This is a genomic window from Paenibacillus sp. GbtcB18 (assembly GCF_019091125.1).
Classification (GTDB): domain Bacteria; phylum Bacillota; class Bacilli; order Paenibacillales; family NBRC-103111; genus Paenibacillus_F; species Paenibacillus_F chitinolyticus.
In genome coordinates this window covers 366,372-390,542 of the sequence record NZ_JAGXJX010000002.1, presented here as the reverse complement: position 1 = coordinate 390,542, position 24,171 = coordinate 366,372, and the positions used below count along the sequence as shown (strand labels likewise).

Here is a 24,171-nt window from a genome sequence, read left to right as displayed (position 1 = left end):
AAGGTTATGCAAAAGGAAGCGGGGGTGTTAGGCTTGCCAGAAGAGAATAAAGTTCCGGTGCTGCCGAACCCTAAACCGAGAAGGACGCGCGCCAACCGGAAGCTGCTTACGCTCTTGTTCCTGTTTTTCGTAACGATTCTCGCCGTTCTCTTTTTTCGCTCGTCCTTGAGCCGGGTCAGTGAAATCAAGATCGCAGGCAACGAACTGCTTTCTTCCGAAGAAATCGGACAAGCCGCCGCCGTCCGGAAGGGCGATCATTTTTTTGCGGTCGGGTCAGAGAGCGTACGCGGGAGGGTTGCGGCCCTCCGTATGGTTCAGTCCGTTGAAGTTTCCAAGCATTTTCCGGGACAAATCAGCATCGTGGTGCACGAGTATCCGCGCGTTGCGTTCCAGTTCGGGGCGGACGGCGTGAAGCAGGCGGTGCTTGCCGACGGTTCCGTCGTTCCCGTAGTCAAAGAGGACATGCCGGTGGACAAACCCATTCTGACCGGATGGAAAGAGAACGATCCCAACCGCATCGCTCTTTGCAAAGCGCTGGCCGCCATTCCGGCCGGGTACTTATCGGACATTTCGGAGATACGCCCGGACCCGTCGGAAGCCTACAAGGACAAGATTAAGATGTACACCCGTACCAAGTTCGAAGTCGTGACGACAGTCGGTTATCTGCCGAATAAAATTATGAATTTGTCCGCTTACATCACGAGCATGCAGGGAAGCGAAGTGAACTCCGGCATTCTGATGCTGCTGGAAACAGACGATCACTTGCCGCTGGATACGAGCGCCGCCGGAAACAAAGGCAAAGCCGGAACCGGCTCAACCAAAAAGTCCGATCCCACTCCGAAACCGGGCGGAAGCGTGAAACCGACTTCCACTCCCCAAAAGGATACCCGCTAATCCGATACGGGCGGTAAGGAAGACAAAACGGACGCTGCCGGAACAACGAAGGGATCACCTGCTCCTAACTTAGAAGGGAATTCCGCCGGACAGGTCTCCTTATTTAAAGGAAGGGATTGGTAACAGGCGCCGTTACGCCCTGTAATCTACGAGACTTTCAAGGGAGGAATCGATAGGGAAGTTGCGAGCTTTTCGAACGGCAGAAAGCCCGGATGAAAGGCGCTAGATTCATGAATTTTTCAGGGTTTTCTCAGGAAAATATTACTACCCACCCTATTAAATTAGTGTTAGAATTGATTTTATGGTATTCTATTTTTATCGGTTTAGAAGGCAAAAAAAGAGGAAATACAGCGTTCACAAAAAAAATACGCAAATAAAGAGGGAAAACAGCCGTCATGTTGAATAAGTAGAAAGCAGACGGGCTGTGCCCTGATTTCATTTAACAGGAGGTGCCAAAGCTTGAGCAACAATGACATCATTGTTAGTTTAGACATCGGTACATCCAAAGTTCGTGCTATTATTGGGGAAGTCGTAAACGGAACCATTAATATAATAGGGGTAGGATCAGCCGACTCGGAAGGCATCCGCAAAGGTGCCATCGTCGATATCGACCAGACCGTTCAATCGATCCGATCCGCGATCGATCATGCCGAACGTATGGTGGGCATACAAATTTCTGATGTTTACGTCGGGATTACGGGAAACCACATCGCGCTTCAGGACAGCCACGGGGTTGTGGCCGTATCCAATGAAGACCGCGAGATCGGCGAAGAAGACATCGAACGAGTTATACAAGCGGCTAGAGTCATAGCGCTGCCTCCTGAGCGCGAAATTATCGGAGTAGTACCTAACCAATACTTAGTGGACGGCCAAGAAGGCATACACGAACCAAGAGGAATGATCGGGGTCAGACTTGAAGTCGAATCCACGATTATTACCGGAGCCAAAACAGGCATACATAACCTGCTTCGCGTTGTTGAGAAATCCGGACTTAAGGTGGCAGGACTCATATTGATGTCTCTGGCTTCCGGACAGCTTGCGCTTTCCAAGGATGAGAAGTCGATAGGAACCGTATTGGTCGATATCGGAGCAGGTTCGACAACGATTGCCGTTTTCGATCAAGGTAATCTTGTTGCAACATCCACGCTGCCTATCGGCGGCGATTTCATTACCAATGACATATCAATCGGGCTCCGCACCCAAATGGATATTGCGGAAAAAATCAAGCTTAAATACGGCTGCGCGACGATTCAAGATTCCGCGCCGGATCAGGTGTTTAAAGTCAACCGGATCGGCAGTCAGGTGGATAAGGAATTTTCCCAGGTCGATCTGGCGAATATCATTGAACCTCGTGTTCAGGAAATTTTCCACCTGATTCGCGCAGAAGCCAGCCGGTTAGGATACAGTGATCCCGCCGGAGGTTATGTCCTCACGGGAGGTACCGTATCACTGCCGGGGACTCTTGTCATTGCACAGGAAGAGCTGGCTGCTCCCGTACGTATCGCAGTGCCCGATTACATCGGTGTCCGCGACCCGGCTTATACGAGCGGAGTAGGGATCATCCAGTTTGTTTGCAAGTTTTTGCGTAACCGCCCGGTTACGGCGCCCAAGAAGCAAACGGCCAACAAACCTGCCAGTGTCAAAACACCCCAGACTGAAGCGAGCCCTGGCTGGTTCGACAAAGTCAAAAATTTCCTTAAGGAATTTATCTAACGGGACGAGCTCTGCTGTTTCTGAATGCATCTTTCCCGGTTATGGATACAAGTGTCCCGTCACTGGCTCTGCAGCCTGCAACCAGGCGGGCACGCGCACAGACACGCTTCAGAACCATGTTCGGGCTATGTGCGAACTCTTGCGATTACCGTGCCGACAGGCGCGTTACCCATTTTGAGCTTACAGCTCACGGAAAGTTAAGTTAGGGGGACATTGACTGCTATGTTTGAATTTGATCTGGATATGGAACAATTGGCCCAGATAAAAGTCATCGGTGTGGGCGGCGGCGGCAGTAATGCAGTTAACCGGATGATCGAAAATGGAGTGCAGGGTGTCGAGTTCATTACGGTCAACACCGATGCGCAGGCACTTCATCTGGCCAAATCGGAGCACAAGCTCCAAATTGGTGATAAATTAACGCGCGGCTTGGGAGCCGGCGCCAACCCCGATGTGGGGAAGAAAGCCGCTGAAGAATCACGTGATTTAATCATGAACACGCTCAAAGGCGCGGATATGGTATTCGTAACCGCAGGTATGGGCGGAGGAACCGGTACGGGCGCCGCTCCGGTTATCGCGGAAATCGCGAAAGAGTGCGGCGCGCTGACGGTGGGTGTCGTAACCCGCCCGTTCACGTTCGAAGGACGCAAACGCGCCGCCCAGGCTGAACAGGGCATCGCAGCGCTCAAAGAAAAAGTGGACACGCTGATCGTTATTCCAAACGACCGTCTCCTTGAGATTGTAGACAAGAAGACGCCTATGCTGGAAGCTTTCCGCGAGGCGGATAACGTTCTTCGTCAAGGGGTACAGGGGATTTCCGACCTTATCGCCGTGCCGGGTCTTATCAACCTCGACTTTGCCGACGTAAAAACCATTATGACCGAGCGGGGTTCGGCTCTTATGGGCATCGGTATCGCGACAGGCGAGAACCGTGCCGCCGAGGCCGCCAAGAAAGCCATTATGAGTCCGCTGCTTGAAACCTCCATCGAGGGTGCTCGCGGGGTTTTGATGAACATCACGGGCGGTACAAATCTTAGCCTCTACGAAGTAAACGAAGCTGCAGACATCGTTGCTTCGGCTTCCGACATTGAGGTGAATATGATCTTCGGTGCGGTTATCAACGAGAATCTCAAAGAAGAGATTATGGTTACCGTTATCGCTACCGGATTCCAGGACAAGCCGCAACAGCAGCAGCCTCCTCAGCCGAATAACCGCCGCCAAGGCGGCGTGCAGTCGCCGCAACAGCAGCAGCAGGAGACACCTGCCGAAACTCAGCAGCGTGTGAACAATTTGCGGCCGTTCGGCGGTCAACCGGGAGACCTGGAAGTCCCGACGTTCCTGCGCAACCGCGGACGTAACAATCTCGACAAATAATTCCGTTAACGGAATGGCACAGGTGGAGAGCGGCAAGCTGAGCCCTCCCGGAAAAGCCGTCACAACTGACCTAAGGTCAGTTGTGACGGCTTTTTTCTTTTCCCCACTATGCGACAAAAATAGTTGGCGGACTCCGGCACGTTTAGACAGACTTTGAATTCGTCTTTTAATATACTAATCTCATCCGCTTGGGGGTGAGGAAAATTGGTCGTATACGCGGATCTGATTTTCCTGGTGAATGTCGTCATGGATGCCGCCGTTTTACTGGTGACCGCGCGGACGCGACGTTTGTCTTTCAAACCTTGGAAACTGGCGGTGTCCTCTGCGCTGGGCGGATCTTATGTACTGCTCATGTTCGTACCTTCCTTGTCGTTCTTGTTTACTTTTGCGGCAAAGATCATCATGTCTCTTTGCATGGTATGGATTGCTTTCGGCTATGGCAGCTTGCAGCGCTTTTTGCGCAACACGGGCACCTTCTATGTAGTCAACTTTGTGGCGGCGGGGGGCGTTTTCGGCCTGAACTACGTGTTTCAAACATCGGGCGATGTGATGAACGGGCTTCTGTTCAGCCAAACGGGTGCGGCGAGGTTCAGTATCCGGATCGAGACTTGGGCAGTCATCGTGTTAGGAGCAGGTTCTTTGGTGCTGCACAGACTGGTGATGGCGGGAGTGAAGAAGAAGGAAGAACTGGCCGTCCATCTGGCGGAAGTAAGTGTGATCGTGGACGGTGCGGATTTCCGGTGTACAGGCTTGATCGATACGGGCAACCAGCTCTACGATCCGCTGACACGGACTCCGGTGATGGTCATGGAGGCTTCGCAGCTTGGGAGTATGCTGCCGGAATCGTGGCTGAAACGAATCCGCGCAGCCGAGGTGGAACAGATTATCACGGCGATCGGTACGGAAGAAGACTTTGTATGGCAGGACCGTCTGCGATTGGTGCCTTACCGGGGAGTAAACCGAAATACGCAGTTCATGCTGGCGATTAAACCCGACAAGGTGGTCATCACGTACAGCAGCGGTCAAGTGGAAACGACGAAAGTACTTGTAGGACTGGACGGAGGTCAACTCTCCGGTGACGGGGCGTATCATGCCATTATTCATCCGACGCTGGTTGCTGCCGGCTAAAGAAAGGTTATGAGTGGGAGGAAGCGGTTATGCGGGTCAAATGGAAATTGCAGATGCTAATTTTTTATTACAAGATTCTTATCTTTTTTGGTCTGAAAGGTGAAGAAATTTATTACATAGGAGGAAGCGAAGCACTGCCTCCTCCGCTAACGCGGGAAGAAGAGGAATATTTGCTTGGAAAACTGCCCTCCGGGGACGCGGCCATCCGTGCCATGCTGATTGAACGCAACCTCCGGCTGGTTGTCTATATAGCCCGTAAATTTGAAAATACGGGCATCAACATCGAGGATCTGGTTTCCATAGGAGCGATCGGTCTTATTAAAGCGGTCAATACGTTCGACCCCGAGAAAAAAATCAAGTTGGCGACTTATGCGTCGCGCTGTATCGAGAATGAAATTCTCATGTATCTCCGCCGCAACAGCAAAATACGGACAGAAGTGTCGTTCGACGAACCGCTGAATATCGATTGGGACGGAAACGAGCTGTTATTGTCCGATGTGCTGGGCACCGAGAACGATACCATCTATCGCAACATCGAAGAGCAGGTAGACCGCAAGCTGCTGCATAAAGCGCTCGATAAGCTGACGGACCGGGAGCGAACGATCATGGAGCTCCGTTTCGGCCTCCAGGACGGTGAGGAGAAAACGCAGAAGGACGTTGCGGACCAGCTCGGCATTTCCCAGTCCTATATTTCCCGGCTGGAGAAAAGGATCATCAAACGGCTGCGCAAAGAGTTTAATAAAATGGTTTAATCCAAAGCCTATCACCTGTGTGGTAGGCTTTTTAGTGTGAGATTTCGATACGATTTTAATGAGGTACCGGATAATGTCCCCGAACGGGAGACGTATCCGCCTTCTTTTAAAAAAATTATCGGAAACTGAAAGCGAATACGGGCCAACAGCGGCAGGAGAGAGCAAGCATCCGGGCACTTGTCAAGGGGGGAGACACGCTCTTCACGGCGCATAAAAACACGGGTCGCGGAGATAATTAACAGTAATGTTTCTCCTTGGGAGGTAAATCACCGTGACCCGAAATAAAGTCGAAATATGTGGTGTCGATACCGCCAAACTTCCTGTTCTGACGAATGTGGAAATGCGTGAGCTGTTCACCAATCTGCAGACGAAGAACGACCGATCCGCAAGAGAGAAACTGGTCAATGGCAACCTGCGACTGGTACTCAGCGTGATTCAGCGTTTCAACAACCGCGGCGAGTTCGTCGACGACCTTTTTCAAGTGGGCTGCATCGGCCTGATGAAAGCGATCGATAACTTCGATCTGGGCCAGAACGTGAAGTTTTCAACGTATGCGGTGCCGATGATCATCGGAGAAATACGCAGATATCTGCGGGATAACAATCCGATCCGTGTCTCCCGTTCTTTGCGGGATATTGCTTACAAAGCGCTTCAGGTCCGCGACAGTTTAACGAACAAAAATTCCCGCGAACCGACGATTTACGAAATTTCCGAAGTGCTGAACGTTCCGAAAGAAGATGTCGTGTTCGCGCTTGACGCGATACAAGACCCCGTTTCCCTGTTTGAGCCGATTTACCACGACGGTGGAGACCCGATCTATGTGATGGATCAGATCAGCGATGAACGCAACAAAGACATGTCGTGGATCGAAGGAATCGCGTTGAGAGAAGCGATGAGAAAGCTCGGCTCCCGCGAAAAAATGATTTTGTCGATGCGCTTTTTCGAAGGCAAAACCCAGATGGAAGTCGCCGATGAAATCGGAATTTCGCAGGCGCAGGTTTCAAGGCTGGAGAAATCGGCGATCACCCAGATGCAGAAACATGTCAAAAGCTGATTGATCTCCGCCTGCCCGATTTACTTGCACGCATATCTATCGAAAGCCCGGATTCCGGGCTTTTTGTTATGCCCGCTTTTCCGGTTGGACCCCGGGAGGCCCTTTTCTTGGTTTTTCAGGACATTTTGGCCGTGTCCCTCATATACTAGAACAAACGGGCGAATAACCTGAAAGCGTGGGGTAAGCAGATGAAAATATCCGACTTTCAAACGAAAGACGTTATTAATATTGTGGATGGCAAGAAACTGGGCCAGATCAGCGATTTGGAGCTTGAACTCCGCCAGGGCCGGATCGATTCCATTGTCGTTCCGAACAGCAGCAAGTTTTTCGGTTTGTTTGGGGGAGGAACGGATCTTATCATACCCTGGAAAAATATCGTCAAAATCGGAGCCGACGTCGTTCTGGTCAAACTGGAGGAAGCGAAAACTTACCGGGCTGTCGAGGAGAGCGATTCCGCTGATTATAACCGCAGCCCTCGCGGGTAATAGAAGTGGATATGAGGATGGGCGTAATTTCGGGCGCTTCATTATAAGGCATCGGTTCTAAAAATCGGCTATAAAACGAAGACGCCCTTTTTTCATAATTGCCGCACCGCCAATTTTTGTCGTCTTATGACCGATATGGTAAACTTGAACAAGCAGAAAAGGCCGCTGTAGGCCGTGGATACGGAGGGGACAAGCAGTGGAACCGTTTGTACGCAAGAAATCAAATTCCGATGAACCGGAGCTTTTTGTGCTGGAAAAACTTCAGGAACGTTTTCCTTTCGTTCAGGCCGGATTTACATCACGTCACGGAGGAGTGAGCTCGGCTCCTTTCGATTCGTTTAACCTGGGCTTGCACGTAAACGATGCGGACGAGGATGTCGTCGAGAACCGGAAGAGACTTGCCGCAGCGCTCGGAGTGCCCTTTGAAGCGCTCACGTTCGGCGAACAGGTGCACGGCAAAGAAGTAGCGGTTATCGAAAAGAAGCAGATGGGAAGCGGACGCATTTCGCGTGCCGATGCGATTCAGGACAAGGACGCTTTTATTACGGCTGAAAAAGGAATCATGCTCTGCGCCTTATACGCGGACTGCGTTCCGCTTTATCTGATCGATCCGGTGAACAGGGTCGTAGGAGTCGCTCACGCCGGCTGGAAAGGAACGGTCCAGAATATCGGCGCGGCGGCGCTTGCTTCGATGACCCGCTCCTTTGGAAGCCGGCCGGAAGACGTGTACGCCGTAATCGGGCCTTCCATAGGCGGCTGTTGTTACGAAGTGGATGATTTTGTCGCGGGACGCGTTTACGAGAGCCATCTGGATACCGGCATTTCCAAAAAACAGACGGAAACTGTCGTTATCCCCCGTAAAGAAGGCAAATATCAGTTGAATTTGCAGGAATGCAACCGACAATTTCTTGAGAAAGCAGGAATTTTGTCGTCGCATATAGAAGTAACAGAGTTATGTACGAGCTGTTCGACCGATCTGTTCTTTTCCCATCGTAAAGAAGGGGGTTCGACCGGGCGTATGGCAGCCTGGATTGGCCTCAGAAACGACTGATCCGGCCCGACAACATACAGACAGCATGGAGGGAGTGAACCGCTGCTGATGAATTTGCAGGCGCGTATTGAAGATGTGCACCACCGCATTGAGGCGGCTTGCCGGCGGTCCGGCCGCAGCCCTGAAGACATAAACGTGATCGCGGTTACGAAATATGTATCTCTGGAAGCCACGCGCGAAGCTCTTGACCATGGGTTAACACAGGTGGGAGAAAACCGCTGGCAGGATGCCAAAGAAAAATGGGAAACGCTCGGAGACCGGGGCGACTGGCATTTTATCGGGCATTTGCAAACGAACAAGGTGAAGGACATTATAGGAAAATTCGCGTATATCCATTCGCTGGATCGTGCTTCGCTGGCCAAAGAACTGGAGAAAGAGGCCGCCAAGCGGGATCTTTTCGTCAAATGTTTTATACAAGTGAACGTATCCGGCGAGGAATCCAAATACGGACTGCCCCCGGAAGAGCTGGAATCCTTCGCGAAGGATTTGAAGCAATACCCCCATCTTCAGATCGTCGGCTTGATGACGATGGCCCCGCTGGAGGCCGAGGCGGAAGCGACCCGGCCCGTATTCAGGAAGCTGCGCGAGCTGAGGGACGCGCTCAACGCCGAGCGGATTCTGCCGGAACCTTTGCGGCATTTGTCCATGGGGATGTCGGGAGATTTTGATGTGGCGATCGAAGAGGGCGCAACTTGGGTGCGTTTAGGTACCGTACTTGTCGGAAAGTCTTGAATGAATACCATCTTTTCCACAGAGGAGGAGCGTCGGATGGGCGTTATGAATAAATTTATGAATTTTATCGGACTTCAGGAAGAAGAAGAGGTCGTAGAACGGGAAAGAATTGTAGAAACTCCGGAAGAACCTGAAACCCCGGTGCAGGAACAACGTACGAAACAGAGTAAAAATAACATTGTGAGCATTCATTCGCAGAAAAACAGCCGTGTTGTGCTTCACGAACCTCATTCTTTCGACGATTCCCAGGAGATCGCGGATCATCTGCGTTCCCGCCGGACCGTCGTCGTGAATTTGCAGCGGGTTCGTCCCGAACAAGCGGTACGTATTTTCGATTTCCTGAACGGGACCGTTTATGCGCTGAACGGATCGATCTCTAAGATCGGACCGAATATTTTCCTGTGCGCCCCGGATTCCGTAGAAATTCAGGGATCGATCTCGGATTTTTTGCATGAAGCTTAGCATTGGACAAAAAGGTTGAGGTGAAAGCGGTTGGTCATGAACATTTACGGGTTAATCGATACATTGGCCCAAATTTACTTTTATATGATTTTCGGTTACGTGCTGCTTTCCTGGTTCCCGAATGCACGCGAGAGCTTTATAGGCGAACTGCTGGCGAAACTCGTGGAGCCCTATCTGAGCGCATTCCGCCGCTTTATCCCGCCGATCGGCCCTCTTGATATTTCTCCGATCGTTGCCATGGGCGTATTCTGGCTCGTCGTCGCAGGTCTCAAAGTCGTGGTCGGCTACATCGTGGGGATATTCTAGTGGCCAAAGAAATTTACGGGCATTTCCATCCCGATGAGCACGCTTTCGTGGACCGGGCCCAGGAGTGGGTCGAGAACGCCGCCCATCACAAAGTGAAGCGGACGGACTTTCTCGATCCCCGGCAAGCTTTTATCCTCCGTACACTGGTTAACCGCAATCCCGACGTGAACTGCAGATTGGATGGCGGGTACCCGGATGCAGAGCGCCAGAGAGCGATTCTCGGGCCGGATTACTTGGATCTCTCGGGCGAAGATATGGGGCTGAGAGTTCTGTCCGTAGAATCCGGCGACAGCAAGTTCCAGGCGCTTAGTCACGGCGATTATATGGGAGCGATTTTGGCGCTCGGCATGAAAAGGGACAAGGTAGGGGATATTAACGTATCCGAACAGGGCTGCCATTTCGTCGTGGCGGAAGAAGCGGCCGATTATCTTCATCTAAATCTCAGCCAAGTGCATCGCGTGCATGTGACGACCGAGATTCTGCCCATCGATAAGTTGAAACCGTCCGCCGTTAAACTCGAGGAGATGTCGCTGTCCGTAGCTTCTCTTCGTCTGGATGGAATTGTAAGCGATGTATTCCGATTAAGCCGGGCCAAAGTTCTCATTCCGATCGGGGCCGGCAAATGCAAAGTGAACTGGAAGCCCGAAGAGAATCCGAGCGTCCCCCTGCAGGAGGGCGACGTCGTTTCTTTACAGGGCTTTGGGCGTTTTCGTGTCCTGGAAATAGAAGGAGTGACGAAGAAAGGCAGAACCCGCATGAAAGTAGGCAAATACGTTTAACCTATTTTTAAGTGCGAGGAATGAAGGAATTTTCGTTTTTTCGTCGAAATTCTATTTCTTAACTGAACCGTACAAACTCTCCACCGGTTAACATTCTAGGAGGTGCACCATGCCCTTAACACCACTCGATATACATAACAAAGAATTTGCGCGCTCTTTCCGCGGCTATGACGAAGATGACGTGAACGAATTTCTGGACCAGGTCATCAAGGACTACGAGGCCGTTATCCGTGAAAACAAGGAGCTCCAAAACCAAATTCTGGCGCTGCAGGAACGGCTGGATCACTTCTCCAATATTGAAGAAACGTTGAGCAAAACGATTATTGTCGCGCAGGAAGCCGCCGACGAGGTGAAGAACAACGCGAAGAAAGAAGCGCAGCTTGTACTCAAGGAAGCGGAGAAGAACGCCGACCGGATTATCAACGAATCGTTGACGCGTTCCCGTAAAGTTTCGATGGAAACCGAAGAGCTGAAGAAGCAGGCGAGCATTTACCGCACACGCTTCCGCACTCTGCTCGAAGCGCAGCTGGAACTCCTTCAGGATGAAGGCTGGAAGACGCTCGATCACGACAAGGTGCTTGAACTCGAGAAGTAATCGGCTTCCAAGAACGGGTTTCATTGACTACCAGACCCGGATTCGATATACTTCGGGTAACTGAATCTTTCGTAAAGCGATGACTGGGCCAAGTATTCCGTACAGCAGTGTCAGCGAGTTAGGGTGGGTGTGAGCCTAATCTCTGCAGCGGACGAAAATCCCCCAGGAGCGTCTCTTGAAAAGCGAAGTAGGGAGCATCGGGTAATTCCGTTATCGATTCGTCGAGTGAGACTGACAACCGGTCGTCATTTCTTTTTTTCATACGGGAATCGGATTTCTGTGTGTGGGGATGGCAACGGCCCGGAACGGTCTAACAAGGGTGGTACCGCGAGCTTAACTTCTCGTCCCTTTTGGGATGGAGAAGTTTTTTGCATTTTAGAGAGCTAGAGGAAATTGTCCCGCAAGGGATCAGCGTACTAAGACTAGGGAGTGAATGGATTTGGATTACGGAAAAACATTACAACTGCTGAAAACGGACTTTCCGATGAGAGGTAATCTGCCCCAGGCGGAGCCTAAAATGCAGGCGCATTGGGCAGAAAACGACATCTACGCGAAAGTTCAGGAAAGCCGCAAAGGGCGGGAGAAGTTCATTTTGCATGACGGACCTCCGTACGCCAACGGCGACATTCATATCGGCCATGCGCTGAATAAGATTCTTAAGGATATCATCGTCCGCTTCAAAACGATGCAGGGCTATGATGCGCCGTATGTTCCGGGCTGGGACACGCACGGACTGCCGATCGAGCAGGCTATCGCCAACAGCGGCAAAGTGGACCGCAAAAAGATGTCCGTTGCCGAATTCCGCAAATACTGCGAAGAATACGCACTGCAGTGGGTGGAGCGGCAGAAGGAACAGTTCAAGCGTCTCGGAATTCGCGGAGACTGGGATCATCCTTACATCACGCTGCAGCCGGAATATGAAGCCGAGCAAATCCGGCTTTTCGGTGAAATGGTCAAAAAAGGCTATATCTACAAAGGCCTGAAGCCGGTGTACTGGTCTCCTTCATCGGAGAGCGCTCTGGCTGAAGCCGAGATCGAATACAAAGAAAAAACGTCTCCGTCCATCTATGTCGCTTTCGATGTGGCGGACGGCAAAGGCAAGCTTCCTCAGGATGCGGCTTTCGTCATTTGGACGACAACTCCGTGGACGCTTCCTGCGAATCTGGGCATTTCCGTTCACCCGGACTTTACGTACGCTGTCGTGGAAGTGAGCGGCAACAAATACGTGCTGGCCGAAGGTTTGCTGGAATCGGCTGCGAAAGCAATCGGCTGGACCGACTATAGCATCGTATCCACGGTGAAAGGAAGCGAGCTGGAGAACGTCACCTGCAAGCATCCGTTTTACGACCGGGAGTCGCTTGTTATGCTGGGCGAGCACGTTACGCTGGAAGCCGGTACAGGCTGCGTTCATACCGCTCCCGGTCACGGTGAGGACGACTTTATCGTCGGGCAAAAATACAAAATCGGCGTCCTTTGTCCGGTGGACGATCAAGGACATTTCACGGCGGAAGCGCCGGGACTGGAAGGCGTTTTCTACGAAAAAGGAAACAAAACGATTCTGGAATGGCTGGAAAACAGCGGTCATCTGCTGCACGCTTCCTCCATCAATCACCAATACGCGCATGACTGGCGTACGAAAAAGCCGGTTATTTACCGGGCGACGGAGCAGTGGTTTGCTTCCATCGATAAATTCCGCGATGACATGCTGGAAGAAATCAAAAAAATCAAATGGACGCCTACTTGGGGCGAGATCCGTCTTCACAACATGATTGCGGACCGCGGAGACTGGTGTATTTCCCGCCAGCGGGTGTGGGGCGTACCGATTCCGATTTTCTACTGCCGCAGCTGCAATCATCCGATCGTTAACGATCAAACCATCGAGCATGTGGCCAAGTTGTTCGAAAAAGAAGGTTCCAACGCGTGGTTCACGCTGTCGGAGAAGGAGCTTCTTCCGGAAGGCCTTTCCTGTCCGGAATGCGGCCATGGCGAGTTCCGCAAAGAAACGGACATCATGGACGTCTGGTTCGATTCGGGTTCCTCCCATGCGGGAGTGCTGGCCAAGCGTCCCGAACTGCAGTGGCCGGCCGATCTGTATCTGGAAGGTTCCGACCAGTACCGCGGCTGGTACAACTCCTCCCTGATCACGGGTGTGGCGGTCAAAGGCCAGTCCCCTTACAAGGGAATTTTGAGCCACGGCTTTACCTTGGACGGAGAAGGCCGCAAAATGTCCAAGTCGCTCGGCAACACGGTCGATCCGACTCAAGTGTGCAACAAGCTTGGCGCCGACATTTTGCGTCTGTGGGTATCTTCGGTGGATTATCAGTCCGACGTGCGGATTTCCGACAACATCCTGAGCCAGATTACGGAAGTGTACCGTAAAATCCGCAATACGCTCCGTTTCCTGCTTGGCAATTTGAGCCATTTCGATCCGGTGAAGGACCGTGTGGATTTCGCTCAAATGAGCGAACTGGACCGGTATGCGGTTATCCGCCTCAACAGAATGACGGAAAAAGTAACGAAAGCCTATGACGCCTACGAATTCCACGTCGTCTATCAGGCGGTTCATCACTTCTGCGCCGTGGAGATGAGCTCGTTTTACCTAGATATCATCAAAGACCGCCTGTACGCGGACGCGGCCGACGATTCCGCCCGCAAAGCTTCGCAGACGGTTCTCTACGACGCCCTGCTTGCCATCACGAAGCTCATTGCGCCGATCCTGCCGCATACGGCCGACGAAGTGTGGAAATACATCCCGGGCGTGGAGCTGAACAGCGTACAGATCAGCGAACTGCCGGAGATCCGCACGGATGTGTACAACCAGGAACTGGAACGGAAGTGGGACGGCTTCCTGAATATCCGCGACGAAGTGCTTAAAGCGCTGGAAGAAGCGCGCCAGAACAAAACAATCGGCAACTCGCTGAGTGCCGCGGTTGATTTGTATCCGAACGAAGCGGCGTACGAGCTGCTCAGCGGTTTTGACAAGCTTGATACGCTCTTCATCGTTTCGGCCGCAACCCTGCACAATCCGTCCGAGCAAGCGCCAGAAGGAAGCTATGAGGCTCAGGATCTTGCCGTGCAGGTGTCCGTCGCCGAGGGAGAGAAATGCGAACGCTGCTGGATAGTCACACCTGAAGTTGGGCAGAACAAAGAACACCCGACTCTGTGCGCCAGATGTGCGGAAGTAGTTTCCCACCTCGAATAACGCAGCCCAGGTAATGGAATTCGCCGCCGTGTGGAGATAGGGGAAACCAAATCTGCAGGAGCGATTTTCATGGATAACCTGAACGAAGAACGGAACAAACGAAACGCCCCCGTCCGGTCTCCGGAGGAACATGCGGAGCCCGAGCATCCGGATTTGCCGGCCAATGCCGCCCTTACGGGTGATGAGGAAAAACGGCTCATTCATCATATCCATGAAAAAGTAAGCGAAATAGCGGCCAATATCGAACGGACGCAAATTGCCGATTACGTGACGCTGATGAACAAGCCCCGCAGACTCATTTTCGCCAATCTTATAGCGGGAATTTCCAGAGGAGTGGGGCTCGGTCTCGGCATTACCGTATTCGCCGGTACCATTCTTTACGCACTAAAAGCTCTGGGCGCTTTGAACCTGCCTATTATCGGCACTTACATTGCGGACCTCGTGGAGTATGTCCAGTTTCAGCTGGAAGGGCGCCGGTTTTATTAACCGGGCGCGTTACAAAGGAAAACGCAGAGCCGCTTGTTCAGCTCTGCGTTTCTTCCGATGTATAATCCGGCTCAAGAAGAGGATCTCCTTCTTGATTATCCATATAAGAGCGATACGCTTTGTTGCGAATAACGGATACATGATTGCCGTAAATATCGGTGGCAAGAAAGCTTTCGAACGGTTCCACATAGCCGTCAAGCTCGTCAGCCTCAATGTACATGGCATTATATTCGCCTACGTTCGGATCTTCCGCCATGGCGGGAGAGTTGGAACTACCCCAGCTTTCCACGATCTGCCAGGCGTCTTCGCCGTCAAACTGATTTTGGTCCGACCGTTCGTCCAGACTGGTCCGTCCGAAAGGAGGGGCAAGAAATTCCTCTTCCACCGGTCTTCTGTCGGATGCGTGCCGGTTAGGCACATGCTCCAGGCAGTACTGGGTTGTCGGAATTGCGCTTAGCCGCTCGTAGGGAATGGTTCTGCCGCACTCGATGCAAATCCCGTAGGTGCCCGCAGCCAGCCTTTCCAGCGCGAGATTGACCTGATCGAGATGACGTTCGGCATTTTCAAGCAGAGCAATGTCTTTTTCCCGCTCGAACATTTCCGTTCCCAGATCGGCGGGATGGTTGTCGTATGTGGACAGCTCTCCGGTGTTCTCGCCCATAGCCTGGGACATCCCGAAGTGTTCGTCGAGCTCCAACTGCTCTTTAAGTTCTTTTTTTTCAAGTAGAAGCTGCTGTCTGAGTTGATCCATTTGGTTGGAAGTCAGTATACGCATGGGGTTACATCTCCCTTCGGAAGGTGGCCTGCAGCAATAGGGTTTACGAAGGCTCCCTTTTTTAGTGTGGAAAATGAAAGCACCGCAGCCAAACGTTTAACGGACGATACGCGACAAGCCGTCGTCAGAGGAGGAATCCGGTTGTATTATTATTTACTTGCACTTATCGTCTTTTTGATTGATCAGGGGACCAAATGGCTCGTGGTTAAAAACATTCCGCTGCACGACTCCATTCCGGTGATCGGCGAGTTTTTCCAGCTGACCTCGCATCGCAACCGCGGCGCGGCCTTCGGAATTTTGCAAGACCAGCGCTGGTTCTTCATCCTGATTACCCTGGTGATCGTAGCGGGAGTCGTTTTGTATCTCAACAGGACCCGGAAAGCCGGGCAGAAGCTGATGTCGCTGGCGCTCGCTCTGCTTTTGGGTGGCGCGGTCGGAAATTTCCTGGACCGTCTTCTTTTCGGCGAGGTTGTCGATTTCCTTCAACTGCATTTTCAGTTTTCCTTTTTCGGCAAAGCGGTCGACTACATTTACCCGATCTTTAACATAGCGGACTCCGCGATCGTTATCGGCGTCATTCTGATTTTTATCGATTCGATCATCAGTTGGAAAAATGAAAAAAGAGGGACGGCATCATGAGCGAACAAAACAACTATGAGTTGGAACAAAACGGAATGGATGAAACGGAAAGCGAACCCACGCGCTGGCAGGTCGAGGCCGAGCAGAACGGCGAGAGAATCGACAAGCTTCTGTCCGATGCTTTGGACGGAGTGTCGCGTACGCAAATCCAGCAGTGGATTAAAGACGGCCATGCCCGTGTAGACGGCCGGAACGTAAAGCCTAACTACAAGCTGTCCGAAGGTCAGGTCGTCGATCTTGCCATTCCGGATCCCGAACCGCTGGATATCGCCGCGGAAAACATCCCACTGGATGTCGTTTACGAAGACGGAGACGTTATCGTGATCAACAAGCCGCGCGGACTCGTGGTGCATCCGGCTCCGGGTCATTACAGCGGTACGCTGGTAAATGCGCTGATGCATCACTGCAAAGACTTGTCGGGCATCAACGGGGTTATGAGACCCGGCATCGTTCACCGCATCGACAAGGACACTTCCGGACTTTTGATGGTCGCCAAAAACGATCAGGCGCATGCAAGTCTGGCCGAGCAGCTTAAGGAGCACAGCGTGACCCGCAAATATGTGGCGCTTGTCCACGGGAATTTGCAGCACGACCACGGAACGATCGACGCGCCGATCGGCCGGGACAGCTATGACCGCAAGCTGTACACCGTGACGGACAAAAACTCCAAACATGCGGTCACGCATTTTGCCGTATTGGAGCGGTTTGACGGCTATACGCTGGTAGAGCTTAAACTTGAAACGGGCCGGACTCATCAGATCCGCGTTCATCTCAAGTTCATTGGTCACCCGCTCGTCGGAGACCCGTCCTACGGCCGCAGCAAGGGGATGACCATGGACGGTCAAGCGCTTCACGCGCAGATTCTCGGTTTTACCCATCCGCGGACAGGAGAACGGCTTGAATTCCAGGCGCCGATTCCGGAGGATATGGCGGGTCTTTTACACCGTCTGCGCAATCTGTAAGCACAATCGGGGACAGGCGGAAGCCGGTCCCTCTTTTTTAAAACTAAGCGAACCTTTGGAGAGGGGAAGCACTCGGTATGCAACCAATCATTAATCCGCAGGTAAAAGAGATTCAAATTTCGGGTATCCGTAAAATTGCGAATAAAGTCGCGGCAATGCCGGATGCACTGGCTTTAACGATGGGACAGCCGGATTTTCCGACGCCCGCCCATATTGTGGAAGCCGCGCAAAAAGCGCTCCAGGCAGGCCGGACGGTGTACACGCCCAATGCCGGACTTCCGGAGCTTAGAAAAGCCGCGGCGGACTTCGTGGGCTCCAAATACGGGCTGTCCTACGACGGGGGCAGCGAGGTCATCGTGACAACGGGGGCAAGCGAGGCGCTCGATATCACGCTAAGGACCATTTTGACGCCGGGGGCGGAAGTTATTTTGCCGGGACCGATTTATCCGGGCTACGAGCCGCTGATCCGGCTGTGCGGCGGAGTGCCCGTTTATGTGGACACGCGGCCTTACGAGTTCAAAATGACCGCAGCCGCACTGGAGCCTCATTTGACGGAGCGGACACGCTGCGTCGTGCTCGGCTATCCGAGTAATCCGACGGGGCAGATCATGACAAAGGCGGAACTGGCCGAGCTGGCAGCTCTTCTGGGAAGCCGGAACCTCTATGTCATTTCCGACGAGATATACAGCGAGCTGGTGTACGGGGCCGAGCACGCTTCGATTGCCGCCCTGCCAGGCATGAGAGAGAAGACGATCGTAATCAATGGCTTGTCGAAATCCCATTCCATGACCGGCTGGCGGATCGGCTTTACGTTTGCCCCGGAAGCTTTGACCCAGCACATGGTTAAGGTTCATCAGTACAATGTCACCTGCGCAAGTTCCATCTCGCAGTATGCGGCTGTCGAGGCGCTCACCACGGGCCGTGACGATGCTCTTCCGATGCGCCAGGCCTATGAGAACAGGCTTGAGCACGTGTACGGCCGGCTCCAGGCGATGGGACTGGAGGCCGTTAAACCGCAGGGCGCTTTCTACCTGTTCCCGTCAATTGCCCGGTTCGGGCTGGGCTCGGAACAGTTCGCTTACAGGCTGCTGGAAGAGCAGCGGGTCGCGGTCGTTCCGGGAGACGCGTTTTCACCGCTGGGCCAAGGTTACATCCGGCTGTCGTACGCGTATTCGCAGGAGGTGCTCGACGGAGCGCTGGACCGGCTGGAAGCCTTCATCCGCAAACTGGACCGGAGCTGATCTCCGCCGCGTGCCTATAAAAAAATCCCCTTTATCCGACCCGCTGCCTGGCAGTGGGGAGATAAAGGGGATTTTTTTAACCGGACTGTGCGGATTTCCAGCGGAGGTAGCTGTCCACCGTCCGGATGGCGACACCGATTGCTCTTTCATCGGGTTCAATGCGGGCGTGATGGAGGCCGTAAGGCGTTTCGGCGCCCAGCCAGAACATAAAGCCCGGGATTTTCTCCAGGAAATAACCGAAATCTTCCCCCGTCATCGCCTCTGTACATTCATACAGACGGACGGGGATCTGCGGCTCCGACCAGGAGGAAGGGCTGCCTGCTTGCGCTTGGCCAGCTTCGGCAGATTCCGAGCCGTTAACGGTGCCGGCTGCGGATTTGTCAGCTAAGGAACCGTCGGAAACGCCGGCTCCAGGAGCCGTATCCGTTTTTTGCAGCCAGTCCATAAATTCCAGCGTCAGCGTTTCGTTGTTATACACTTGAAGATAATTGGAGCCCCAATCAATGGCCGCGGTGCAGTCGTATGAAGATTCGATACCGCGAACGATTCCTTCGATTCTCGCTTTAATCAGCTGCATGGATTCGGCGGAGAGCGTGCGGATCGTGCCTTCCAGCCGGGCGTTCTCGGCGATGATGTTCTGCTTGGTGCCCGCACTCATTTTGCCGATCGTGACGACGGCCGAGTCGAGAGGATTGATGTTGCGCGACACTATCGTGTGAAGCTGTCCGACAAGCTGGGAGGCGGCGACCACCATGTCGTTGGAGAGATGCGGATACGCCGCGTGGCCTCCCTTGCCCTTAAGGTCGATAAACAGCTCGGACGTGTTGGCGAACAAGATCCCGGGTTTAACCGCGATGGTACCGACCGGATATTCCGGCGCGATATGAAGGCCGACCATCTGCTCCGGCATCCAGTCGCTCAGTTCGGCGGAGGCCAGCATAGGAAGCGCTCCTCCGGGACCTTCTTCCGCGGGCTGGAACACGACGACGAGGTCGTCTTTCATCGGACGCTGAGCGAACTGCGTCACAAGGCCGGCGCCGATGGACATGTGTACGTCATGCCCGCAGGCATGCATATATCCGGGATGCTCGGACTGAAACGGATAGCCGGTTTCTTCCGGAATCGGCAGGCCGTCCATATCGGCCCGGTATCCGAAGCGTTTGGAAGGATTCGTCCCTTTGATATACACCAGAATGCCGGTGCGCCACGTGCGGATTTCCATCCGCTCCTGGGGCAGAGTCTGCAAATAATCGAGCAGCATGCGCTGGGTTTTAAATTCCTGGAAACCCGGCTCGGGTATCCGGTGAAGCTGGCGCCGCAGTTCAATAAACGGGCTGGTCACGGTCGTTCTCTCCTTCTTTCGTTTGAATGTACATCCGCAGGATTGAAAAAGGGCCCGGCGCCGGAAGCGCTGGGCCAAACAGCAGCGGCAGTCCGCCTGCCTTCAGGTAGGGAGCGCGCATGCCGGTGTTGTTCTTTTTATGTACAAGCGGAAGGTGAGCGGAAAACCCGCCGGTTTACAGCTCGCGAAGCTCTTTCAAAATTTCCGTTTTGGATTTCGTTTTGTCGTCGACTTTCTTGATGACACGTGCAGGCGTACCGGCTACAACCGTGAATTCGGGAACATCTTCCACTACAACGGCTCCCGCGGCCACGACGGAACCTTGACCGATGCGTACGCCTTCGAGAATAACGGCGTTAGCGCCGATGAGAACATCGTCTTCGACTACGCAAGGCTGTGCGGAAGGAGGTTCGATCACTCCGGCTACAACCGCTCCGGCACCGATGTGGCACATGTTGCCGATTTGAGCGCGTCCGCCGAGGATGGCGTTCATGTCGATCATCGTGCCTTCGCCGATGGAAGCGCCGATATTGATAACCGCGCCCATCATAATAACGGCGTTGTTGCCGATGGAGACTTTGTCGCGGATGATGGAGCCGGGCTCGATACGCGCGTTAATGCCTTTCAGGTCAAGAAGAGGAATGGCGGAGTTGCGGCGGTCGGACTCGACCACATAATCTTCTATGTTCTGCTGATTGGATTCGATAATGGCCTGGATATCCGTCCACTCGCCGAACAGGACACCGCTTTTGCCGGAAATGAAGGATTGGATGCCCGTTCCGAAATCAACGGCTTCCAGGTTTCCTTTTACATATACTTTCACGGGTGTCTTCTTTTGGCTGGTCTTAATAAACTGGATAATTTCTTCGGTATTCATCTGTGTCATACTTCCACTCCTCCTGGGGTACGTTATCCTTATCATCATAGCAGATGAAAAGCGCTTACGCGATAGATTGTCCGAAAAAACGACAGGATACGCAGGTCAGAGTCAAAATAACGGGGGAAAACAGACGGAGAAGTGCGTAAAAGCATGTTATTTTACGGTTGACTTCTTTTGTCGAAAGTGGGATAATGGGCTTCAAGTGAATAGGGTACCTTTAAAATCAGTCCAGAGAGGCTGGCAAGGTCAACGTTTAAGCAGGAGCAGACTCCGGGGGAGAGCGAATTGCGGCGATTAGCTGCAACTTCCTCCGGTTCCAAGCACCCGTCTGTTTCTGCACATGCGCTAACCTTCTTGCCTTCGGAGCAAGGAGGTTTTTTTATGGCCGAAATTCGAGAAACACGTACCCGACAGAAGGAGGCAGTCGACATGAGCGAACATATGCATGTGCTGCTGGATGAAATGGCAGTAAGAAGGGCTCTGACCCGGATTGCTCACGAAATACTGGAGAAAAACAAAGGGGTCGGCAACTGTATGCTGATCGGCATCCGTACCCGGGGCATCTACCTCGCCCAGCGGGTGGCGGAGAGGATTCAGGAAATCGAAGGCGTACCGGTTCCGGTCGGCGAAATCGACATCACGTCCTACCGCGACGACCGGGTGAAAGTGCGGTCCGTGGATACGGTTACCGGCGGGGGCAATCTGAACATTCAGAGCAAGAAAGTCATCCTGTTCGACGATGTGCTCTTTACGGGACGCACGGTTCGGGCTGCGCTGGACGCTCTGATTGACCTCGGAAGACCCGAGATGATCCAGCTTGCCGTACTCGTAGACCGGGGACACAGGGAGCTGCCTATCCGGCCCGATTATGTGGGCAAGAACGTGCCGACTTCCAAACTGGAGAAAATCGAAGTTCACCTGACAGAAGTAGACAAACACGACCGTGTGGTCATTATACAGCAGCAGAGGGGGAACGAATGATGGGAGCCGTCAAAACACGCACAGCGAACCACTTCATCGGACTGAAAGGAGTCAGCGCTCCGGAAATCAAAGGGATTCTGGACCGGGCGGATTTCTGGGAAAATCATCCCGATAAAGTGACGAACCGGTTGAAGGGGACCTTTGTTTCGAATCTTTTCTTTGAAAACAGCACGCGGACCCGTTTTTCCTTCGAAATGGCAGAGAAAAGACTGGGAGCGGAAGTGCTGAATTTCTCCGCGGCGGAATCGAGCGTACAGAAAGGCGAGTCGATTTACGACACGGTCCGGACCCTCGAATCGATGGGAATCGACGCGGGAGTCATCCGGCTGAAGCCGGTCGGTCTGCTGGCCGAGCTCGCGGAGAAAATCAGCGTCCCTCTGATCAATGCCGGGGACGGAAACAACGAGCATCCCACGCAGGCGCTGCTCGACCTGTACACCATGCGCAGCCACTTCGGCGAATTGAAGGGGCTCACCGTATCCATCGTCGGAGACATTCTGCACAGCCGCGTGGCCCGCTCCAATCTGTGGGCGCTCCGAGAGATGGGAGCTACCGTCAAGTTCTGCGCGCCGGCCAACATGCAGGCGCCCGAGCTGTCCGCTTACGCTCCATACGTATCGATGGAAGAAGCGCTGCAGGCTGACGTGGTCATGATGCTTCGGGTCCAGCTGGAACGGCACGAGAAGGGCATGATCTCTTCGGCGGAAGAATACCGCGCCAAGTACGGGCTAACGATGAACCGGCTGCAGCAGATGCCGGCGCACGCGATCATCATGCATCCGGCTCCGGTCAACCGGAACGTGGAGCTTGACGACGAGCTGGTGGAACACGCCCGCTCCAAGATTTTTACCCAGATTCATAACGGCGTGCCTATCCGCATGGCTGTAATCGAACGGACACTCAGCTAAAGCGGGCCGGCAGGGAACGGCAAGAGCAGCCGGCAAACGGAAACGGCTTGGACAAGTTGAACATATAACTCAGCAGCGGAAACATCGAGAGCAAATAAGGGCTTTTTTATAGAGGAGAGGAAAACGGCATGGGAATATGGATCTTAAACGGAAAATTGCTGGACGCCTCCGGTAAGGAAACGACGGGGCATGTGCTGGTGGAAAACGGAAAAATCGCGGCGATCACTGCCGGTCAGGAGCAGCCGAACACAACCGGACATGAGGTTATAGAAGCGGCGGGCAAGCTGGTTTCTCCGGGCTTTATCGATATGCACGTGCATTTGCGCGAACCGGGTTTCGAACACAAAGAAACGATAGCAAGCGGAACGCGGTCGGCAGCACGGGGCGGTTACACCACGATCGCCTGCATGCCGAATACGAAGCCGGTTATCGATACCGTCGAAACGGTAAAGCTCATCCAAGGAAAAGCGGAAAACGAAGGAAACGGCGTGAAAGTTCTTCCTTACGGATGCATCAGCCGCAACCAGCTCGGCCGCGAACTTACCGATTTCGAAGCCTTGAAAGACGCCGGAGTCGTGGCGTTTACGGATGACGGAGTCGGGGTGCAGAGCGCCCAGATGATGAAAGACGCGATGAAGCGGGCGGCTGAACTCGGCATGCCGATCGTCGCTCACTGCGAGGACGAGACGCTGGTAGTCGGAGCGCCGGTTTCCGAAGGGACGTTCGCCGATAAGAACGGGCTTAAAGGAATTCCGAACGAGTCGGAGGCGATCCATGTAGGCCGCGATATCCTGCTGGCGGAAGCGACGGGCGTTCACTACCACGTCTGCCATGTGAGCACGGAGCAGTCCGTACGGCTGATTCGGCTGGGCAAACAAATCGGCGTGAAGGTGACGGCGGAAGTTTGCCCGCATCACCTGCTTCTTTCCGAAGAAGATATTCCGGGCATGGATGCCAACTGGAAAATGAACCCGCCCCTGCGTTCCAAACGGGACGTGGAAGCGGTGATCGAGGCGCTGGAGGACGGCACAATCGATATCATCGTGACCGATCACGCGCCGCACAGCGAGGAAGAGAAAGCCAAGGGCATGCAGCTTGCGCCTTTCGGGATCGTAGGCTTCGAAACGGCCTTTCCGCTCTTGTACACAAAGTTTGTCGCGACAGGCAAATGGTCGCTGGGTTTCCTGATCGAACGGATGACTTCCAAACCGGCCGAAGTGTTCGGACTGAAATCCGGACGGCTGCAGGTTGGAAGCGATGCGGACCTTACCCTGGTCGATCTGGAAACCGAAAAAGAAGTGGATCCGGCGGCATTTTTGTCCAAGAGCCGCAACACGCCGTTCACGGGCTGGAAGCTGAAAGGCTGGCCGGTGCTGACGATGGTAGGCGGCAAAATCGCCTGGACGGAAACAAACGAATAGACAACACGAAAC

Annotated in this window: 24 protein-coding genes and 1 other annotated feature; of the genes, 21 read left to right on the top strand and 3 right to left on the bottom strand. The window is 53.3% G+C overall.

The annotated features are described in order from the left end of the window. Positions 1–33: 33 nt before the first annotated feature. The 15 genes from KVT34_RS07080 to KVT34_RS07010 all read left to right on the top strand — a co-directional run bounded on the left by KVT34_RS07080 (position 34) and on the right by KVT34_RS07010 (position 15,010). A complete protein-coding gene (locus tag KVT34_RS07080) occupies positions 34–894 on the top strand; it encodes a cell division protein FtsQ/DivIB (RefSeq protein ID WP_254634636.1) in 861 nt (286 codons plus the stop codon). Between the two features lie 459 nt (positions 895–1,353). Next, positions 1,354–2,607: a cell division protein FtsA gene (gene ftsA / locus KVT34_RS07075; protein ID WP_009671845.1), complete on the top strand. Its 1,254-nt coding sequence runs from the start codon at positions 1,354–1,356 to the stop codon at positions 2,605–2,607. A gap of 222 nt (positions 2,608–2,829) precedes the next feature. Further along, entirely contained in the window at positions 2,830–3,978 is a 1,149-nt protein-coding gene (ftsZ, locus tag KVT34_RS07070; RefSeq protein WP_217557871.1) for a cell division protein FtsZ, read from the top strand. 204 nt (positions 3,979–4,182) lie between these two features. Beyond that, positions 4,183–5,106, top strand: coding sequence for a sigma-E processing peptidase SpoIIGA (spoIIGA, locus tag KVT34_RS07065; protein WP_217557868.1), 924 nt, complete (start codon positions 4,183–4,185; stop codon positions 5,104–5,106). Positions 5,107–5,135: 29 nt separating this feature from the next. Further along, on the top strand, positions 5,136–5,858 hold the full coding sequence (gene sigE, locus KVT34_RS07060; RefSeq protein ID WP_217557866.1) for an RNA polymerase sporulation sigma factor SigE: 723 nt from the start codon (positions 5,136–5,138) through the stop codon (positions 5,856–5,858). Positions 5,859–6,129: 271 nt separating this feature from the next. Beyond that, entirely contained in the window at positions 6,130–6,912 is a 783-nt protein-coding gene (gene sigG, locus KVT34_RS07055; RefSeq protein ID WP_009671832.1) for an RNA polymerase sporulation sigma factor SigG, read from the top strand. A 188-nt stretch (positions 6,913–7,100) separates the two neighbouring features. Further along, entirely contained in the window at positions 7,101–7,397 is a 297-nt protein-coding gene (locus tag KVT34_RS07050) for a YlmC/YmxH family sporulation protein (protein ID WP_042232476.1), read from the top strand. Between the two features lie 196 nt (positions 7,398–7,593). After that, positions 7,594–8,448 carry a peptidoglycan editing factor PgeF gene (gene pgeF, locus KVT34_RS07045; RefSeq protein ID WP_217557864.1) on the top strand — a complete coding sequence of 285 codons (855 nt, stop codon included), beginning with the start codon at positions 7,594–7,596 and terminating at the stop codon, positions 8,446–8,448. Positions 8,449–8,496: 48 nt separating this feature from the next. After that, complete coding sequence (locus KVT34_RS07040) at positions 8,497–9,180, top strand: YggS family pyridoxal phosphate-dependent enzyme (RefSeq protein ID WP_217557862.1); 684 nt, start codon at positions 8,497–8,499, stop codon at positions 9,178–9,180. A 36-nt stretch (positions 9,181–9,216) separates the two neighbouring features. Continuing rightward, positions 9,217–9,642, top strand: coding sequence for a cell division protein SepF (locus tag KVT34_RS07035; protein ID WP_009671786.1), 426 nt, complete (start codon positions 9,217–9,219; stop codon positions 9,640–9,642). Between the two features lie 30 nt (positions 9,643–9,672). Beyond that, entirely contained in the window at positions 9,673–9,948 is a 276-nt protein-coding gene (locus tag KVT34_RS07030) for a YggT family protein (protein WP_042232483.1), read from the top strand. After that, positions 9,948–10,727, top strand: a complete 780-nt coding sequence (locus KVT34_RS07025) for a YlmH family RNA-binding protein (RefSeq protein ID WP_217557860.1) — start codon at positions 9,948–9,950, stop codon at positions 10,725–10,727. The genes KVT34_RS07030 and KVT34_RS07025 overlap by 1 nt, the downstream gene beginning before the upstream one ends. Positions 10,728–10,836: 109 nt before the next feature. After that, the gene (locus KVT34_RS07020) at positions 10,837–11,322 is read left to right on the top strand and encodes a DivIVA domain-containing protein (RefSeq protein ID WP_009671797.1); all 486 of its coding nucleotides are present in this window, start codon (positions 10,837–10,839) and stop codon (positions 11,320–11,322) included. Between the two features lie 70 nt (positions 11,323–11,392). Beyond that, positions 11,393–11,674 (top strand) — a binding site (T-box leader). 87 nt (positions 11,675–11,761) lie between these two features. Beyond that, positions 11,762–14,524, top strand: coding sequence for an isoleucine--tRNA ligase (gene ileS, locus KVT34_RS07015; RefSeq protein ID WP_217557858.1), 2,763 nt, complete (start codon positions 11,762–11,764; stop codon positions 14,522–14,524). Between the two features lie 69 nt (positions 14,525–14,593). After that, positions 14,594–15,010, top strand: coding sequence for a DUF5665 domain-containing protein (locus KVT34_RS07010; protein ID WP_217557856.1), 417 nt, complete (start codon positions 14,594–14,596; stop codon positions 15,008–15,010). 37 nt (positions 15,011–15,047) lie between these two features. Here the strand turns inward: KVT34_RS07010 and KVT34_RS07005 are convergent, their stop codons facing one another. Further along, positions 15,048–15,785, bottom strand: a complete 738-nt coding sequence (locus tag KVT34_RS07005) for a TraR/DksA C4-type zinc finger protein (RefSeq protein WP_217557855.1) — start codon at positions 15,783–15,785, stop codon at positions 15,048–15,050. Between the two features lie 141 nt (positions 15,786–15,926). On the opposite strand from KVT34_RS07005, the gene lspA reads away from it, so the two are divergent. From lspA to KVT34_RS06990, 3 genes are all read left to right on the top strand, one after another. After that, complete coding sequence (gene lspA, locus KVT34_RS07000) at positions 15,927–16,424, top strand: signal peptidase II (protein WP_103993634.1); 498 nt, start codon at positions 15,927–15,929, stop codon at positions 16,422–16,424. Beyond that, positions 16,421–17,386, top strand: coding sequence for an RluA family pseudouridine synthase (locus tag KVT34_RS06995; RefSeq protein ID WP_217557853.1), 966 nt, complete (start codon positions 16,421–16,423; stop codon positions 17,384–17,386). The genes lspA and KVT34_RS06995 overlap by 4 nt, the downstream gene beginning before the upstream one ends. A gap of 77 nt (positions 17,387–17,463) precedes the next feature. Continuing rightward, the gene (locus KVT34_RS06990) at positions 17,464–18,627 is read left to right on the top strand and encodes an aminotransferase A (protein ID WP_217557851.1); all 1,164 of its coding nucleotides are present in this window, start codon (positions 17,464–17,466) and stop codon (positions 18,625–18,627) included. A gap of 76 nt (positions 18,628–18,703) precedes the next feature. On the opposite strand, the gene KVT34_RS06985 is transcribed toward KVT34_RS06990, so the two are convergent. Together KVT34_RS06985 and dapD are read right to left on the bottom strand one after the other, a co-directional pair. Continuing rightward, positions 18,704–19,969 carry an N-acetyldiaminopimelate deacetylase gene (locus KVT34_RS06985; protein ID WP_217557849.1) on the bottom strand — a complete coding sequence of 422 codons (1,266 nt, stop codon included), beginning with the start codon at positions 19,967–19,969 and terminating at the stop codon, positions 18,704–18,706. Between the two features lie 175 nt (positions 19,970–20,144). Continuing rightward, positions 20,145–20,855, bottom strand: coding sequence for a 2,3,4,5-tetrahydropyridine-2,6-dicarboxylate N-acetyltransferase (gene dapD / locus KVT34_RS06980; RefSeq protein ID WP_042232501.1), 711 nt, complete (start codon positions 20,853–20,855; stop codon positions 20,145–20,147). Between the two features lie 423 nt (positions 20,856–21,278). Between dapD and pyrR the strand changes: the two genes are divergently transcribed. From pyrR to KVT34_RS06965, 3 genes are all read left to right on the top strand, one after another. Then, the gene (gene pyrR / locus KVT34_RS06975; RefSeq protein ID WP_217557847.1) at positions 21,279–21,830 is read left to right on the top strand and encodes a bifunctional pyr operon transcriptional regulator/uracil phosphoribosyltransferase PyrR; all 552 of its coding nucleotides are present in this window, start codon (positions 21,279–21,281) and stop codon (positions 21,828–21,830) included. After that, positions 21,827–22,738: an aspartate carbamoyltransferase catalytic subunit gene (locus tag KVT34_RS06970; protein WP_217557845.1), complete on the top strand. Its 912-nt coding sequence runs from the start codon at positions 21,827–21,829 to the stop codon at positions 22,736–22,738. Before pyrR ends, KVT34_RS06970 begins: the two co-directional genes overlap by 4 nt. A gap of 128 nt (positions 22,739–22,866) precedes the next feature. Then, positions 22,867–24,159, top strand: coding sequence for a dihydroorotase (locus KVT34_RS06965; protein ID WP_217557842.1), 1,293 nt, complete (start codon positions 22,867–22,869; stop codon positions 24,157–24,159). Positions 24,160–24,171: the final 12 nt, after the last annotated feature.

What these genes read in the sequence shown, in the direction of transcription:
- ftsZ (WP_217557871.1), top strand. Translation starts at nt 2,830, where the DNA reads ATGTTTGAATTTGATCTGGATATGGAACAATTGGCCCAGATAAAAGTC.
- sigE (WP_217557866.1), top strand. Translation starts at nt 5,136, where the DNA reads ATGCGGGTCAAATGGAAATTGCAGATGCTAATTTTTTATTACAAGATT.
- KVT34_RS07050 (WP_042232476.1), top strand. Translation starts at nt 7,101, where the DNA reads ATGAAAATATCCGACTTTCAAACGAAAGACGTTATTAATATTGTGGAT.
- KVT34_RS07040 (WP_217557862.1), top strand. Translation starts at nt 8,497, where the DNA reads ATGAATTTGCAGGCGCGTATTGAAGATGTGCACCACCGCATTGAGGCG.
- KVT34_RS07035 (WP_009671786.1), top strand. Translation starts at nt 9,217, where the DNA reads ATGGGCGTTATGAATAAATTTATGAATTTTATCGGACTTCAGGAAGAA.
- KVT34_RS07020 (WP_009671797.1), top strand. Translation starts at nt 10,837, where the DNA reads ATGCCCTTAACACCACTCGATATACATAACAAAGAATTTGCGCGCTCT.
- KVT34_RS07010 (WP_217557856.1), top strand. Translation starts at nt 14,594, where the DNA reads ATGGATAACCTGAACGAAGAACGGAACAAACGAAACGCCCCCGTCCGG.
- KVT34_RS07005 (WP_217557855.1), bottom strand. Translation starts at nt 15,785, where the DNA reads ATGCGTATACTGACTTCCAACCAAATGGATCAACTCAGACAGCAGCTT.
- KVT34_RS06995 (WP_217557853.1), top strand. Translation starts at nt 16,421, where the DNA reads ATGAGCGAACAAAACAACTATGAGTTGGAACAAAACGGAATGGATGAA.
- KVT34_RS06990 (WP_217557851.1), top strand. Translation starts at nt 17,464, where the DNA reads ATGCAACCAATCATTAATCCGCAGGTAAAAGAGATTCAAATTTCGGGT.
- dapD (WP_042232501.1), bottom strand. Translation starts at nt 20,855, where the DNA reads ATGACACAGATGAATACCGAAGAAATTATCCAGTTTATTAAGACCAGC.
- pyrR (WP_217557847.1), top strand. Translation starts at nt 21,279, where the DNA reads ATGAGCGAACATATGCATGTGCTGCTGGATGAAATGGCAGTAAGAAGG.
- KVT34_RS06970 (WP_217557845.1), top strand. Translation starts at nt 21,827, where the DNA reads ATGATGGGAGCCGTCAAAACACGCACAGCGAACCACTTCATCGGACTG.
- KVT34_RS06965 (WP_217557842.1), top strand. Translation starts at nt 22,867, where the DNA reads ATGGGAATATGGATCTTAAACGGAAAATTGCTGGACGCCTCCGGTAAG.